Here is a 12,963-nt window from a genome sequence, read left to right on the forward strand (position 1 = left end):
TCACCCGTAGAGCACCGCGACGAGGTTGCGCAGCGCCTGTTGCGTGTCCGGGTCGTCGCTGAGCGGCGCGATGATCGCGGTCTCCAGCGCACGGTTCACCGCCATGCCGTCGGCAATCATCGTGGCCGCGTAGATCAACAGACGGGTGGAGACGCCTTCTTCGAGATCCATACCCGAAAGGCTGCGAATTTTTCCCGCCAGGCGCACCAATGTGGCTGCGCGCGCCTCGTCCAGCCCGCTTTCACGCATGACCACCGGCTGTTCAACCTCGGGGGCGGGAAACTCAAAACCGATGGACACGAAGCGCTGGCGGGTCGACGGTTTCAGCTTCTTGAGGATGTTCTGATAGCCCGGGTTGTAGCTCGCCACGAGCATGAAGGGCTTTGGCGCCTCAAGCTCTTCGCCGGTCCGGTCGATGACCAGCCTACGCCGATCATCCGTCAGCGGGTGCAAGACCACGGTCACGTCCTTGCGGGCTTCCACCACCTCGTCGAGGTAGCAGATGCCGCCGTCGCGAACCGCGCGGGTCAACGGGCCGTCGGTCCAGACGGTTTCCCCGCCCTTGAGCAGGTAGCGCCCGATCAGATCGGCAGCGCTCAGGTCGTCGTGGCAGGCGACGGTGTGCAGGGGCAGGCCCAATCGTGCTGCCATGTGTTCCACGAACCGGGTCTTGCCGCAGCCGGTGGGCCCCTTCAGAAGCAGGGGCAGACCCTTGGCATGGGCGGTTTCGAACACCGCGCATTCATCGGATTGCGCGTGATAGAAAGGCAGGTCGGGGTGTGTCAGGTCTTTCATGGATCACTCTCCAGCAACGGCCACAGGGCCGGGTTTCACGATCTCGCGGCGCGCCACGAGCATGGAGTAGATGAACAGGATGGCACCAAGGACCACGGCCACGCCCGAGCCGAAGCGCATCATGTAGAACAGGCCAAGCTGATCCTGCACATCCATGTAGTAGTCGCCGACGATGCGCTGCATATGCGTCTGGATGGTGCCGGCGAAGGTCAGCGTGAAGGTCATGAAGGACATGCCGCCGGTCATCAGCCAGAAGGATGCCATGTTGAGCACCTGGTTGTAGGGATCGCGCCCCTTGAGGTGGGGCATGGCGTAGCTGAACATGGCGAGGTTCAGGGCCACATAGGCACCGTAAAAGGCCAGGTGGCCATGTGCGGCGGTGATCTGGGTGCCGTGGGTGTAGAAGTTCACCCCGTGAAGCGTGTGCAGGAACCCCCAGACGCCCGCGCCAAAGAAGGCGACGGTAGAAGAACCCAGTGACCACAGGAGCGCGGCCTTGTTGGGGTGGTTCTTGCGGCCTTTCCAGACCATGACGAAGGCGAAGGACATCATGGCGAAGAAGGGGACCACCTCGAAGGTCGAGAAGATCGAACCGATCCACTGCCAATAGCCGGGTGTGCCGATCCAGTAGAAATGGTGCCCGGTGCCGAGGATGCCGGAAAACAGCGCAGTGGCGACGATGACATAGAGCCATTTCTCGATCACCTCACGGTCCACGCCGGTGAGCTTCAGCATCAGGAAGCCGAGGATCGCGGCCATGACCAGTTCCCAGGTTGCTTCGACCCAGAGGTGCACAACCATCCACCAGTACATCTTGTCGAGGCTGAGGTTGTCGGGGTTGATGAAGGCAAAGACCCACAACAGGCACAAGAGCCACAGCCCCACCATCAGGATATTGGTGATCGCCGTCTTGCGGCCGGCGAGGAAGGTCAGCGAGACGTTCACGAGGAAGATCACGGCAGCCACGAGGATGCCGACCTTAACCCAGAGCGGCTGCTCCAGGAACTCACGTCCGCCATGGATCCCGACGAGGTAGGAGCCGACCGCGCCGAGGGTCCCGACCACGAGGATCGCCAGCTGGATATAGGCCAGCTTTACTGAAAAGATCTCGCGCTCGGATTCTTCCGGCACCAGATAATAAGCCGCCCCGAAGAACCCGAGCAGCAGCCAGACGATCAAGGCATTGGTGTGGATCATCCGGATGATGTTGAAGGGCAGCAGTTCAGACAGGGTGTTGGGTGCGACATAGATCCAGCCGGCCAGCAACCCGCCCAGCACCTGAATGGCAAACAGGCCCATGGCAACGAGAAAATAGGCGTAAGCCACCTTTTGCGATTGATATTTCATGATTGATCTCCCTCAGCCGGCGTCGTTTGGCGGCCAGTTCTGGGTGTCGGTCTGATCGGCCCAGCGGAGGAATTCCGCCAGAGCGCGCATTTCCTCTTCGGTGATGTCGAAATGGGGCATCTGACGGCGCCCCTCGATGCCCGTTGGTTGCGCCTCCATCCAGCCATCCAGGATTTCATAGGCCAGTTCGGGGTCGTCCAGAGCGCCCCAGCGGGTCATCACGTTGCCCAGTTCGGGCGCGAAATAGGCGCCTTCGCCATGCAGCGTGTGACAGTTGATGCAGGAATGACGTTCCCAGATGTGTTTGCCATGGCGCACCTCATCGGTCAGGGGCATGCCGGCTGTGGCGGTTTGGGTAATATGACGGTGGCTTTGCGCCGTCAGGGCTACGAACACGACCACGAAGAAAATGGATCCCCCGTAGAACACGTTCCTGGCCCGCGATTTGGTGAGCAATTCTGACATGTCGCGGTCCCGGCGATTGGTTTCGGATAGGCCATGCCTATCGCGATGCGGTGGGCCGCTTTTTGTGCAAACGCAAAGAAGACGGCGAAAGATGCGGGCAACATGTGGCTATGAAAAGACCGCCAACGGCCCTGCCAGACCTGGATGACCCCGACTTGACGTTGTCAGATCTGTTTCGGATCTGTCCGGCGACCGCGGCGGCGTTCCTGCGCCGGGGCATGCTCTGTCGGGGTGCCCGATCACACCCTTTCACACCATCACGGAGGCCTGTCAGGCGTATGATCTCGATGAGGCCCTCTTCAGGGCGGAGGTGAACGGTCTCGCCCGGGCCGCAGGTCAGCTCTGAATGCCGCTCAGCAGGACCAGCGCATGCGGGTCCGTGACCACGATATGCTTGCGCCGCGAGGAGACCACGCCTTCTCTTTCCCAGGCCGACAGCAGCCGGCTGACGGTGTGCAGGGTGGTCCCCGTCATGTCCGAGATGTTCTGCCGGGTAACCGGGAAGGCGATCTCGATGCCGGCGTCGGACTTGCGCCCGCTCTGATTGACCATGCGCAGAAGGGCGCTGGCCACACGTTTCTCGACCGCCTGGGTCGCCATCTCGGTCAGGGTTTCCTGGATCTGACCGAGCCGTCGGCCGAGGGTCTTGTAGCTTTCCGTGGCGAAGCCCTCGTAGGTGGCGCTGAACTCCGGCCACAGGTTGACGGGCCAGGACAGGGCAATGGATTCGGCGGCTGTGACAGCACTGGCGGGGTAGGTATCCCGCTGGAGCGCCGGCGCAATGCCGAACAACTGCCCCGGAGAAATATGCAGGACGATGACCTGATCACCATCCGGTGTCGAACGCACCACCCGCAGAAACCCGTCGAGCAACAGGAAAAAACGGTCTGCGTCCTGACCTTCGCTGAAAATGGTCGCGCCTTCGTCGTATCGGCGCGACGTTGCATGATCCAGGATCTCGCGGATTTGCGCCCGGCTCAGACGCGAGAAGGGTGGCATTCCGATCAGAAGGCTTTCGTCGAGTTTGGACATGGTTTCAGCTCGGAAGTTTGATGCAAAGCAACGTTTCGTATCCAGCGTTAACGCATACCCGTCGCAGAATATGCAACCGGAAACGAGAAGGACATTCCGATGCTCACAAAACTTACCATGACAGCAGCACTTCTTCTGGCCGCCGGATCGGTCACTGCAGAGACGATCGAGGTCAAGATGCTCAACAAGGGTGAGGCCGGGGCGATGGTCTTTGAACCGGCCTTTGTCAGGGCACAGCCCGGGGACGTGGTGAAATTCCTGCCCACCGACAAGGGACACAACGTCGAGGATATCAAGGGCATGCTGCCCGAGGGCGTGTCCCCCTTCAAGTCGAAGTTCAATGTCGAATACGAGCTCCCCGTCGAACAGGAAGGTCTCTATGGCATCAAATGTACGCCGCACTACGGCATGGGGATGGTCGCGCTGATCCAGGTCGGCGAGGCGGTGAACCTGGAGACGGCCACGGGGGTCAAGCAACGCGGCAAGGCCAAGACACGGATGGCCGATCTCATTGCACAGGTTGAATGACGCGCTGCCCCTGCGTTGTTCGACCCTACCGGGCGGTGCCACTGGCGCCGCCCGCCTGACGTGAAAGAGAGGTTCCCATGTCCACGCGTGACCCATTTACCGGACCGGCCCTGTTTTCCTACGGCTTTCGGCCCTTCTTCCTGTCCGCATCGCTGTTTGGAATCGTGGTAATCCCGTTGTGGTGGTTGGTCTGGCGCGGTGCGGTTGCATTGAACAGCCCGCTGGGGGCGGTGGATTGGCATGTCCACGAAATGGTGTTCGGCTACGGCGCGGCGGTGGTGGCCGGGTTTCTCTTTACCGCGGTGCCGAACTGGACCGGCCGGTTGCCGACTCGCGGCTGGCCGCTGGTGCTGCTGGTGGCGATCTGGATCGCGGGGCGCTGCGCGATGGCGGGGCTGACGGCCCTTGGCCCCTTGGCCGTGATGCTGGTCGATCAGCTCTTTCTACTGGCGGTGGTGCTGATGATTTCGCGCGAAATCGTGGCAGGACGGAACTGGCGCAACCTGAAGGTGCTGGTTCCGGTGACGCTGCTGTGGGTCGCCAATGTGGGCTTTCATCTCGAAGCCTGGGCGCAGGGCGGTGCGGACCACGGGCGCCGACTGGGGATTGCGCTGCTAGTCTTTCTGATCCTCCTGATCGGCGGGCGCATCATCCCGAGCTTTACCCGCAACTGGTTGGTTCAGCGTGGTGAGACACGCCTGCCGACGCCGTTTGGGGCATTCGATGGCCTGTGTCTTGTCGTTGCGGCTGTTGCGTTGGCCTGTTGGGTCGCGGTTCCCGCTGGTCCGCTGTTCGCGGGCCTGAGCCTGCTTGCTGCAGCGCTGCATGTGTGGCGTTTGTTGCGTTGGTGTGGCGCCCGGTCCTGGCGTTCGCCGCTGCTGGTGATGCTGCATCTGTCCTACCTCATGGCCCCATTGGGGTTTGCGTTGCTCGCCGGTTCCGCGCTGGGCGCCACCGGGGCGGACAGTGGCGCGCATGTGCTTGGAATTGGTGCAATCGGGGGGATGACAGTCGCCGTCATGATGCGGGCCACCATGGGGCATACGGGACGTCCCTTGGTGGCTGGCCCGGTTCTGACCCTCGCGTTCCTCGGGATCCTGGTCGCCACGCTGATGCGGGGTCTGGGGTATGGCTTCGAAGTGATCTCGCTGACCGGCATCGACCTGTCGGCAATCCTGTGGACCGGATCCCTCGCAGCGCTGACATGGCGGATCGGACCTTGGCTTGCAGCGCCCCGGGTCGCGCAAAAACGCCCAACCGGAGCATCGGCGCGGTAGCAGGGTGCACCGCTTCAGGGAGTAGGAGATACCCAGCCGTTGCGGTTGGGTATCTCCTTGCCGATGGTCAGCCGATCTGCGCCGCGGCGGGACCAAAGAACTCGTAGTGAATACGGGAGCTTGGAACATTCGCCGCCTTGAGCCCATCGACCATCGCCTGCATGAAGCCCGCCGGACCGCAGATGAAGTAGTCGGCGGCGGTGGGATCGCTGATCTCGATCAGCCATTTCGGGTCGATCCGACCGCGCCGAACGCCACTGTGCAGGTCCTGCTCCGACGCGACATCGTAGAACACGTAGCTTTCGGTTGCCCGGTTCCGGAGCGTCTCGCGCATCGCATGGTGCCGGTCATCCCGTGCGGCATGTACGGAAATCATCCGTAGATCTTCCCGGCCATAGCTTTCGAGCATCGCGACCATCGGTGTAAGGCCGACCCCGCCGGAGAGCAGCACAACCTCACGCTTGTGCGCCGGGTCCAGAAAGAACTCTCCGGACGGTGCGGCTACGTCGACCTCGGTTCCGATCTCGGCACTCTGGTGCAACCAGTTGGAAATGCGCCCGTTTGGCTCGCGTTTTACGGTGATCCGATAGCTCTTGCCGTCGGGAGCCGAAGAAATCGAATAGTTCCGCCGGCACTCTTCGCCGGGTGCAGGCACAAAGCGAAAGCTGAGATACTGACCTGGGCGATGCCGCATGACGGGGCCATTGTCCACGGGGCGCAGAACAAAGGACATGATGTCTTCTGCCTCACGGGTTCTGGAGACCACCTGAAAGCGCCGCCAGCCGCGCCAGCCCCCGGTCTGTGTCTCGGCGTCGGCATAAAGCTGTTCCTCGCGCGCAATCAGCGTATCGGCAAGCACCCAGTAGGCCTCTCCCCAGGCGGCGAGGACCTCTGGCGTTGCGGCGTCCTTGAGCACTTCTGAGACGGCACCGAGCAACGCATCTGCAACATGAGGGTAGTGCTCGGGCAGAATTTGCAGACCGGCGTGTTTCTGGGCAATCCGCTCGATGGCGTCGCACAGAACGTCGGGGGTGCGGATATGTGTTGCGTAGGCGACCAGCGCCCCGGCCAGTGCCTTGTGCTGCGGCGAGTCCCCTTGCTGGTGGGACATATTGAACAACGCCCGGATACTGGGTTCCGCAAGCAGCCTGCGATACATGCAGGGCACGATTTCGTCGATATGTGCCGCGACGACCGGGGCGGTCGCATCGATAATCCTGAGCGTGTTTTCGGTGAGAGGCGTGGCCATTTCTATTCTCCTGCCTTAAAGATGTCAATGATCGGAACCTATAAAGTGGATAGAAAAGATGCCATACGTAGGTATGTTTTTAGTTTGCGACATTCTGTCCCGGATACCAGCCCATTGCCCGAGGTGCTTCCGGGGCGCGGAAAGGAACACATATGCGATTGAATGACACCACCGACGTGGCGATGCGCATCATGATCTATGCAACCTCGATCGGCCCCCGTCTGTTTACGATCGATCAGGTGGTCGAGGTCTACGGCCTGCCGCGCAGTACGGTGATGAAGGTGGTCAACGCGCTCACCAAGGGGCAGTTTCTGATCGCTCAGCGCGGGCGGGCAGGGGGGCTGCGGCTTGCACGTGACGCCGACGCGATCCGGCTGGGCGATCTGGTGCGTCACATGGAAACGGATTTTGATCTTGTTGAATGCATGCGCCCGACCAACCGCTGTACCATTTCGGGGTGCTGCAAGCTGATCTCCCCATTGGCGGAGGCCCGAACCGCATTCCTCGCGACGCTGGACCAGTACACGGTGCGCGATATTGCGCTGGCGCCTGCGGAGTTTGGTATCGCCGGATCCTGATCCTCGCGCGATGAAAGTCGGCGCGCAACGGGCTCAGGTCTGCGAAAGGGCGCCATGTGCAGTGGCCTTGAGGCGGACGTGCCAGGCGCGCGGGCGCTATATGCAATTGACAAGATCTCTTGCGGTTTCCATAAGAATGGCGTGAACGGTTCCACGGCGGGCGACATCTCGCGGTGGGAGTAAAAGGGAACACGGTGCGGCGTACCCAAAAGGGACCAAATCCGTGGCTGCCCCCGCAACTGTAAGCGGGACGTGCGACCGATAATGCCACTGGGATCTGTCCTGGGAAGGCCGGTTTGCATCATGCCCCGCGAGCCAGGAGACCTGCCGCGCACAAGGGTCGGGAGACCGATCCGTCTTGAAGCGGACGCCGGGGTGCGCGTCAGGCTCGGCTGGTCGTGCCCGATCAATCCCGTGTCTCACATCCCGTCTGTCCTTTCACCCGTGGGTTTCCCACCTGTTTGAGAGGCATGACATGACCAAGAAACTGTTTTCCGCCGCGGCGCTGGCCGCGCTCCTCCCGCTTGCCGCACAGGCCCATTTTGTGCTGCCCTACGCAGATCAGACCCAGATCGAACGCCCCGGCGATGTGCCGCTCGCGGTGGTTTTCTGGCATCCGTTCGAAAACGGCCATGTGATGGACATGGACACGCCCGAGGCGTTCTACATGATCCACAATGGCGAAATGACCGACCTGGCGGATCGCCTTGAGGCAGCCCCTTTCAAAGGCGCAGAGAACGAAGGCGCGGCCTTCAAGGCCTCGCTACCGGTGAAACGCTCCGGCGACTATGTGCTGGTGACCGAACCCGTGCCCTACTACGAGCAGAGCGAGGATATCTATATCCAGCAGCTGACCAAAGTGGTGTTCAACCGCAATGAGCTGCCCACCGACTGGATGAACCCCGTTGGCCTCGCGACCGAGATCGTGCCGCTGGTCAAACCCTACAACGTCGTTGCGGGGTCGAGTTTTACCGGTCAGGTGCTGCGCGAGGGGGAACCTGCCGCCGGTGTCGAGATCGAGATTGAATATGTCGCAGCCGCGCCGGACATCGAGGGCTTTTCCACGACAGAACCAACCGTCGGCACCATGCCGGGGGGGGCCATCGTCGCGATCTCCGACGAGAACGGCTATTTCACCTTTGGTGTTCCCAAAGCAGGCTGGTGGGGCTTTGCCGCGCTGGGATCGGGCCCGGTGACGGAACATGAGGGCAAGGAACTGAGCCAGGACGCCGTGTTCTGGATCCGCGCCTACGATATGGAGTGATCGATGCACATCGTTGACGGAGCCCTGTCAAATCCGGTTGTCATCGGCGGCGCGGTTCTCGCGGCAGGCGGCATTGCGCTGGGGTTGAAGCAAATGACGCTGGAGCGCATTCCCGCCACCGGCATGCTGTCTGCCTGCTTCTTTGTCGCCTCGCTGATCCATGTGCCGATCGGCCCGTCATCGGTGCATTTGATCCTCAATGGTCTGGCCGGGATGATCCTCGGCTGGGCCGCGTTCCCGGCCTTATTTGTGGGCCTGCTGCTTCAGGCCGTGTTCTTTGGATTTGGCGGTCTCACTGTGCTGGGAATAAACACGCTCAATATCGCCGGGCCAGCGGTCCTGGCCTGGCTGTTGTTCGGGCGTATGGTTGAACGCGGCACCCCCAAGAGCGGAGCGGTTTGGGCGGGGATCGGCGGCGCCTTTGCCGTTGCCGCCACCACGATCTTTGTCGCGCTTTCCCTGGCATTGACCGGCGACGCCTTCTTGCCGGCGGCAAAGCTGGTCTTCTTTGCGCATCTGCCGATCATGGTCATCGAGGGGTTGCTCACCGGGGCCGCCGTTTACCTGGTCAGCAAGATACGCCCTGACCTGTTCACCACAGTTACCGGCCAAGCATGATGTTTCACAGGCTTCTACTCGTTTTCATCCTTGCGCTCACGCCGGTTTCGGTGCTCGCGCACAAGGTGATCTTTTCGGTCTTCAAATCCGGCGATGTCATTGAGGGAGAACTCGGTTTTTCAAACGGTGACATGGCTGTGGGGCAGGTGATCGAGGTCTTTGACACGACCGGGGTCAAACTGGGCGACGCGGTCACCGACGAAGACGGGTTCTTTGTCTATGCGCCCACTGAGCCGGTCACCCATGTGTTCAAGGCCGACATGGGCGCTGGGCATATCGGCGAGGTCGACATGGCGGCCTCGGATGTGGCCGCGCTCCTCGGTGTTGCCCCGCAGGATAGCGGCGCGTCTTCGGGGGCGGAGCCAACGGTCGCAAACGCACCATTGGCAGAGGAACCGGCAGCGGTGACCATCGCGGCCCTGACGGAGGACGAGCGCGCCGCCATTGCCAAGGCTGTGCGCGATGAAATGCGCCCGCTGCGCCGGGAGATTGCCGCCTACCGCGAGCACAATGATTTTCAAACGATCCTTGGTGGTATCGGGTATATCTTTGGCCTGTTTGGGCTGGGGTTCTACCTTGCCGCACGGCGCCGGTTGGCGACCTGAGCGATGGGTCACCGGCTGACCTCTGGCGAAAAGACCCTGCGGACGACGGGGGGGAGCTTTGCCACGTCTGGCATCATGGACCTGGACCCACGGGTGCGGATCGTGGTGGCTGTGGTGTTTGCCGTGGTGGCGGTGGCGCTCTCCGATCTTGCCGCGCTGTTCTGCGCGGTGGCGATGTCGGCGCTGTTGTTGCCGCTGTCGGGATTGCCGGTGCGGCGCACGCTCAAGCGGATGGCAGGGATGGACGGGTTCATCCTGTTCATGCTGGTGTTGCTGCCCTTCACGGTGCCGGGGACGCCGATGTTCACCCTGTTTGGCATGGCGGCATCGTGGCAGGGGCTTTGGCAGGCGGTGGAGATCGCTCTGACCGCCAATGCGGTCATCTTGGCGCTGATGTGTCTGGCCGGATCGATGGAGCCGGTGACCCTGGGGCACGGGCTGCTGGCGCTGCGGGTGCCCGAGCGCCTTGTGCAATTGCTGATGTTCACCATCCGCTACATCGAAACCCTGCGCGAAGAATACAATCGCCTGCGCGCCGCGATGAAAATGCGCGGATTTCGCCCGGGCACGAACTGGCACACCTACCGCAGTTTTGGATACCTGGTGGGGATGATGCTGGTTCGGGCGCTGGAGCGCTCTGAACGTGTGCTGGGCGCGATGAAATGCCGTGGCTTCACCGGGCGGTTCGTCCTGCTGCAAGACTTTCGCACAACCCGTCAGGACTGGCTCTTTGTGGCAGCAATGGTCGCGGGTGTGCTGGTGCTGATCGGAATCGAGGTTCGCCATGCCTTTGCTTGAACTCAATGACGTGTCTTTCACCTACCCCGGGCAGCCCCCGGTTCTGAACAACGTGTCCCTGTCGCTCGATCCCGGCGAACGGTTGTCGATCATCGGGCCGAATGGCGCGGGGAAATCGACCTTGCTCAAACTCATTGTGGGCTTGCTGTCGCCGGGAAAGGGCGAGGTCATCGCCTTTGAGCAGGCCCGCAGGCAGGAAAGTGACTTTCAGGATGTGCGCCGCCGCGTCGGCTATGTGTTTCAGGATCCCGACGATCAGCTGTTCTGCCCGACCGTGGCCGAAGACATCGCCTTTGGTCCCTTGAACCTGGGCAAGAGCCGTGACGAAGCGCTGGAGATCGTCGATCAGGTGCTCGCGCAGATCGGGCTGAGCCACCTGCGCGACCGGATCACCCACCGGCTGTCGGGCGGGGAGAAGCGTCTGATCACGCTGGCGACGGTGTTGGCGATGGAGCCGGAGGTGTTGTTGCTGGATGAGCCGACCAACGCGCTGGATGTCGAAAACGAGGCCCGGTTGGTGGAGATCCTCAAAAGCCTTCCGCAAGCCTGCCTGCTGGTCAGCCATGATGCCGGATTTCGGGCCGAGATCGCGCCAACGGGGTTCGAGCTGACCGGTGGCCGCTTGCATCGCGTTGGCTGACTGGCTGGCATCGCAACGCAGGGGAGGCCGCCGGAGGCAAAACGGCTAAAGCGAGGCCGCGGCCCGGCTGGCCTGATCGTACTGGCCCGACAGGGCGCGCAGGCTTCGGGCAAGGTCTCGCAATTCGCTGCCCGAGAGTTCTGCCCCCGCAAGCCCGTCCAGCAGGCATTGCCGCCGGACGTCGCGGTAGGTGTCGCATAGGGCCGCGCCGTCGGCAGAGGTGCGATAGAACACTTCCTTGCCGCGTTTCTCGGACGTCAGAAACCCCGCCTTCAGCAATTTGCGCAGACCGTAGTTCACCGTGTGGCTGTCCTCGATATTGAGGAGGAAGCAGATGTCGGACAGGCGCTTGTCCTTGCCGCGGTGGTTCACATTGTGAAGGATCAGGATGTCCAGCGGGCTGAGGTCCGCCTGACCGGCGGCGGCCATGCAGCGGGTCATCCAGCGCGAGAAGGCGTTGTAGGCAACGATCATGCCGAATTCCAGCTCGGACAGTTCCCATCCTTCTCCTTCTGCGAGATGGCGCGAGGATACGATTCGGCGCCCGTCCTGAGTGTTGCTGGTCACGGTGGCCCCTTCCAAGTGCACAAAACGTCAGCGTTTCGCTGGCGTCTTTGTATAAAACTACATCATTCCAATGAGATCAAGCAGCCAGAGAGGCAAAAACAGAGCCCAGGTTGACGCCTCAATGCGATTACACTTGCGAAACGTTGACAAAATGCCAACGTAATGCCATCAATAATTCAATAATCGCATTGGGAGGACAACATGCAGATCACTCGTATTCTTGGCGGCGCTCTTGCGGCTTTTGCTGGCGCTGCAATTTCGGCTCAGGCCGCCACATGGGACATGCCGACACCCTATCCGGACGCCACGTTCCACACCGTCAACATCACGGAATTCGCCAGCGATGTCGCAGAGGCGACGGGCGGTGACCTGGAAATCAAGGTCCATTCCGCGGGCTCGCTCTTCAAGCATCCCGAAATCAGCAAGGCCGTGCGCAGCGGCCAGGTCCCGATCGGGGAGTTCTTCCTGTCCCTGCTGGCCAATGACAACCCCGCCTTTGGGGCGGACTCGCTGCCGTTCCTGGCCACCAGCTATGAGGAGGCAGAGCGCCTCTGGGCGGCGCAGAAGGATGTCATCGACGAGCTGCTTGATGAGCAGGGGCTGATGGCGCTTTATGCGGTGCCGTGGCCGCCGCAAGGTCTGTACACCACCAAGGAAATCACCAGTGTCGAGGATCTCGCGGGGCTGAAGTTCCGCACCTACAATGCGACGCTTGAACAATTTGCCAACCTCGCGGGCGCCGCCCCGACGCAGGTGGAAGTGCCCGATATTCCGCAGGCCTTCAGCACCGGCCGCGTCGAGGCGATGATCACGTCGCCTTCGACCGGCGTGAACTCCAAGGCCTGGGACTTCCTGACTCATTACACCGACATTCAAGCGTGGATTCCGAAGAATATCGTGGTGGTCAACAAACGGGCCTTCCGCCGTCTGGATGAAGACACCCGCACCGCCGTCCTGGACGCGGCAGCGGCGGCCGAGGCCCGCGGCTGGGAGATGAGCCAGGCCGAAACGGCAGAGAAGGTGGCCGTCCTGAAGGAAAACGGCATCACCGTCTCCGCCCCCTCCGACGCGCTGATCGAAGGGCTGCGCGGCATTGGTGAGGAAATGCTGGAAAGCTGGAAAGCCGATGCTGGTGAGGCGGGTGCCTCGCTTCTGAACGCATACCAGCAATAAACCAACGATCTGCGGGCGTGCGCAAGG

General features: G+C 61.8%; 15 protein-coding genes and 1 riboswitch. Of the genes, 9 read left to right on the forward strand and 6 right to left on the reverse strand.

Features of this window, described 5'->3' with window-relative positions:
• The 4 genes from ACXAF5_RS04335 to ACXAF5_RS04350 form a co-directional block, all read right to left on the reverse strand.
• The gene (locus tag ACXAF5_RS04335; protein WP_474945663.1) at positions 1-795 is read right to left on the reverse strand and encodes an AAA family ATPase; all 795 of its coding nucleotides are present in this window, start codon (positions 793-795) and stop codon (positions 1-3) included.
• 3 nt (positions 796-798) lie between these two features.
• Complete coding sequence (locus ACXAF5_RS04340; RefSeq protein ID WP_474945664.1) at positions 799-2,142, reverse strand: cbb3-type cytochrome c oxidase subunit I; 1,344 nt, start codon at positions 2,140-2,142, stop codon at positions 799-801.
• Positions 2,143-2,154: 12 nt separating this feature from the next.
• A complete protein-coding gene (locus ACXAF5_RS04345; RefSeq protein WP_474945665.1) occupies positions 2,155-2,607 on the reverse strand; it encodes a c-type cytochrome in 453 nt (150 codons plus the stop codon).
• Positions 2,608-2,943: 336 nt separating this feature from the next.
• Positions 2,944-3,639, reverse strand: a complete 696-nt coding sequence (locus ACXAF5_RS04350; protein WP_474945666.1) for a Crp/Fnr family transcriptional regulator — start codon at positions 3,637-3,639, stop codon at positions 2,944-2,946.
• Positions 3,640-3,738: 99 nt separating this feature from the next.
• On the opposite strand from ACXAF5_RS04350, the gene ACXAF5_RS04355 reads away from it, so the two are divergent.
• The gene (locus tag ACXAF5_RS04355; protein ID WP_474945667.1) at positions 3,739-4,167 is read left to right on the forward strand and encodes a pseudoazurin; all 429 of its coding nucleotides are present in this window, start codon (positions 3,739-3,741) and stop codon (positions 4,165-4,167) included.
• Between the two features lie 77 nt (positions 4,168-4,244).
• A complete protein-coding gene (locus ACXAF5_RS04360; protein ID WP_474945668.1) occupies positions 4,245-5,444 on the forward strand; it encodes an NnrS family protein in 1,200 nt (399 codons plus the stop codon).
• 67 nt (positions 5,445-5,511) lie between these two features.
• On the opposite strand, the gene hmpA is transcribed toward ACXAF5_RS04360, so the two are convergent.
• A complete protein-coding gene (gene hmpA, locus ACXAF5_RS04365; RefSeq protein WP_474945669.1) occupies positions 5,512-6,693 on the reverse strand; it encodes an NO-inducible flavohemoprotein in 1,182 nt (393 codons plus the stop codon).
• 152 nt (positions 6,694-6,845) lie between these two features.
• Between hmpA and ACXAF5_RS04370 the strand changes: the two genes are divergently transcribed.
• From ACXAF5_RS04370 to ACXAF5_RS04395, 6 genes are all read left to right on the forward strand, one after another.
• Positions 6,846-7,271, forward strand: coding sequence for an RrF2 family transcriptional regulator (locus ACXAF5_RS04370; RefSeq protein ID WP_474945670.1), 426 nt, complete (start codon positions 6,846-6,848; stop codon positions 7,269-7,271).
• A gap of 129 nt (positions 7,272-7,400) precedes the next feature.
• A riboswitch (cobalamin riboswitch) is annotated at positions 7,401-7,617 on the forward strand.
• Positions 7,618-7,746: 129 nt separating this feature from the next.
• Positions 7,747-8,535, forward strand: a complete 789-nt coding sequence (locus ACXAF5_RS04375; RefSeq protein ID WP_474945671.1) for a DUF4198 domain-containing protein — start codon at positions 7,747-7,749, stop codon at positions 8,533-8,535.
• Positions 8,536-8,538: 3 nt separating this feature from the next.
• Complete coding sequence (gene cbiM, locus ACXAF5_RS04380) at positions 8,539-9,153, forward strand: cobalt transporter CbiM (protein ID WP_239319054.1); 615 nt, start codon at positions 8,539-8,541, stop codon at positions 9,151-9,153.
• Positions 9,153-9,758: a cobalt ABC transporter permease gene (locus tag ACXAF5_RS04385; RefSeq protein ID WP_474945672.1), complete on the forward strand. Its 606-nt coding sequence runs from the start codon at positions 9,153-9,155 to the stop codon at positions 9,756-9,758. The genes cbiM and ACXAF5_RS04385 overlap by 1 nt, the downstream gene beginning before the upstream one ends.
• Positions 9,759-9,761: 3 nt before the next feature.
• Positions 9,762-10,556 carry a cobalt ECF transporter T component CbiQ gene (gene cbiQ, locus ACXAF5_RS04390; RefSeq protein WP_474945673.1) on the forward strand — a complete coding sequence of 265 codons (795 nt, stop codon included), beginning with the start codon at positions 9,762-9,764 and terminating at the stop codon, positions 10,554-10,556.
• Positions 10,543-11,196, forward strand: coding sequence for an energy-coupling factor ABC transporter ATP-binding protein (locus ACXAF5_RS04395; RefSeq protein WP_474945674.1), 654 nt, complete (start codon positions 10,543-10,545; stop codon positions 11,194-11,196). The genes cbiQ and ACXAF5_RS04395 overlap by 14 nt, the downstream gene beginning before the upstream one ends.
• A gap of 45 nt (positions 11,197-11,241) precedes the next feature.
• Here ACXAF5_RS04395 and ACXAF5_RS04400 read toward each other — a convergent pair whose 3' ends face one another.
• Positions 11,242-11,763: a winged helix DNA-binding protein gene (locus ACXAF5_RS04400; protein ID WP_474945675.1), complete on the reverse strand. Its 522-nt coding sequence runs from the start codon at positions 11,761-11,763 to the stop codon at positions 11,242-11,244.
• Positions 11,764-11,964: 201 nt separating this feature from the next.
• Here ACXAF5_RS04400 and ACXAF5_RS04405 point away from each other — a divergent pair, with 201 nt between their 5' ends.
• Positions 11,965-12,936, forward strand: coding sequence for a TRAP transporter substrate-binding protein (locus ACXAF5_RS04405; RefSeq protein WP_474945676.1), 972 nt, complete (start codon positions 11,965-11,967; stop codon positions 12,934-12,936).
• The last annotated feature ends 27 nt before the right edge of the window (positions 12,937-12,963 follow it).

The organism is Epibacterium sp. ABV4_022 (assembly GCF_056159345.1).

Coding starts and splice junctions, on each gene's coding strand:
- cbiM (WP_239319054.1), top strand. CDS start 8,539: ATGCACATCGTTGACGGAGCCCTGTCAAATCCGGTTGTCATCGGCGGC.
- ACXAF5_RS04335 (WP_474945663.1), bottom strand. CDS start 795: ATGAAAGACCTGACACACCCCGACCTGCCTTTCTATCACGCGCAATCC.
- hmpA (WP_474945669.1), bottom strand. CDS start 6,693: ATGGCCACGCCTCTCACCGAAAACACGCTCAGGATTATCGATGCGACC.
- ACXAF5_RS04350 (WP_474945666.1), bottom strand. CDS start 3,639: ATGTCCAAACTCGACGAAAGCCTTCTGATCGGAATGCCACCCTTCTCG.
- ACXAF5_RS04395 (WP_474945674.1), top strand. CDS start 10,543: ATGCCTTTGCTTGAACTCAATGACGTGTCTTTCACCTACCCCGGGCAG.
- ACXAF5_RS04405 (WP_474945676.1), top strand. CDS start 11,965: ATGCAGATCACTCGTATTCTTGGCGGCGCTCTTGCGGCTTTTGCTGGC.
- ACXAF5_RS04385 (WP_474945672.1), top strand. CDS start 9,153: ATGTTTCACAGGCTTCTACTCGTTTTCATCCTTGCGCTCACGCCGGTT.
- ACXAF5_RS04345 (WP_474945665.1), bottom strand. CDS start 2,607: ATGTCAGAATTGCTCACCAAATCGCGGGCCAGGAACGTGTTCTACGGG.
- cbiQ (WP_474945673.1), top strand. CDS start 9,762: ATGGGTCACCGGCTGACCTCTGGCGAAAAGACCCTGCGGACGACGGGG.
- ACXAF5_RS04340 (WP_474945664.1), bottom strand. CDS start 2,142: ATGAAATATCAATCGCAAAAGGTGGCTTACGCCTATTTTCTCGTTGCC.
- ACXAF5_RS04355 (WP_474945667.1), top strand. CDS start 3,739: ATGCTCACAAAACTTACCATGACAGCAGCACTTCTTCTGGCCGCCGGA.
- ACXAF5_RS04375 (WP_474945671.1), top strand. CDS start 7,747: ATGACCAAGAAACTGTTTTCCGCCGCGGCGCTGGCCGCGCTCCTCCCG.
- ACXAF5_RS04370 (WP_474945670.1), top strand. CDS start 6,846: ATGCGATTGAATGACACCACCGACGTGGCGATGCGCATCATGATCTAT.
- ACXAF5_RS04360 (WP_474945668.1), top strand. CDS start 4,245: ATGTCCACGCGTGACCCATTTACCGGACCGGCCCTGTTTTCCTACGGC.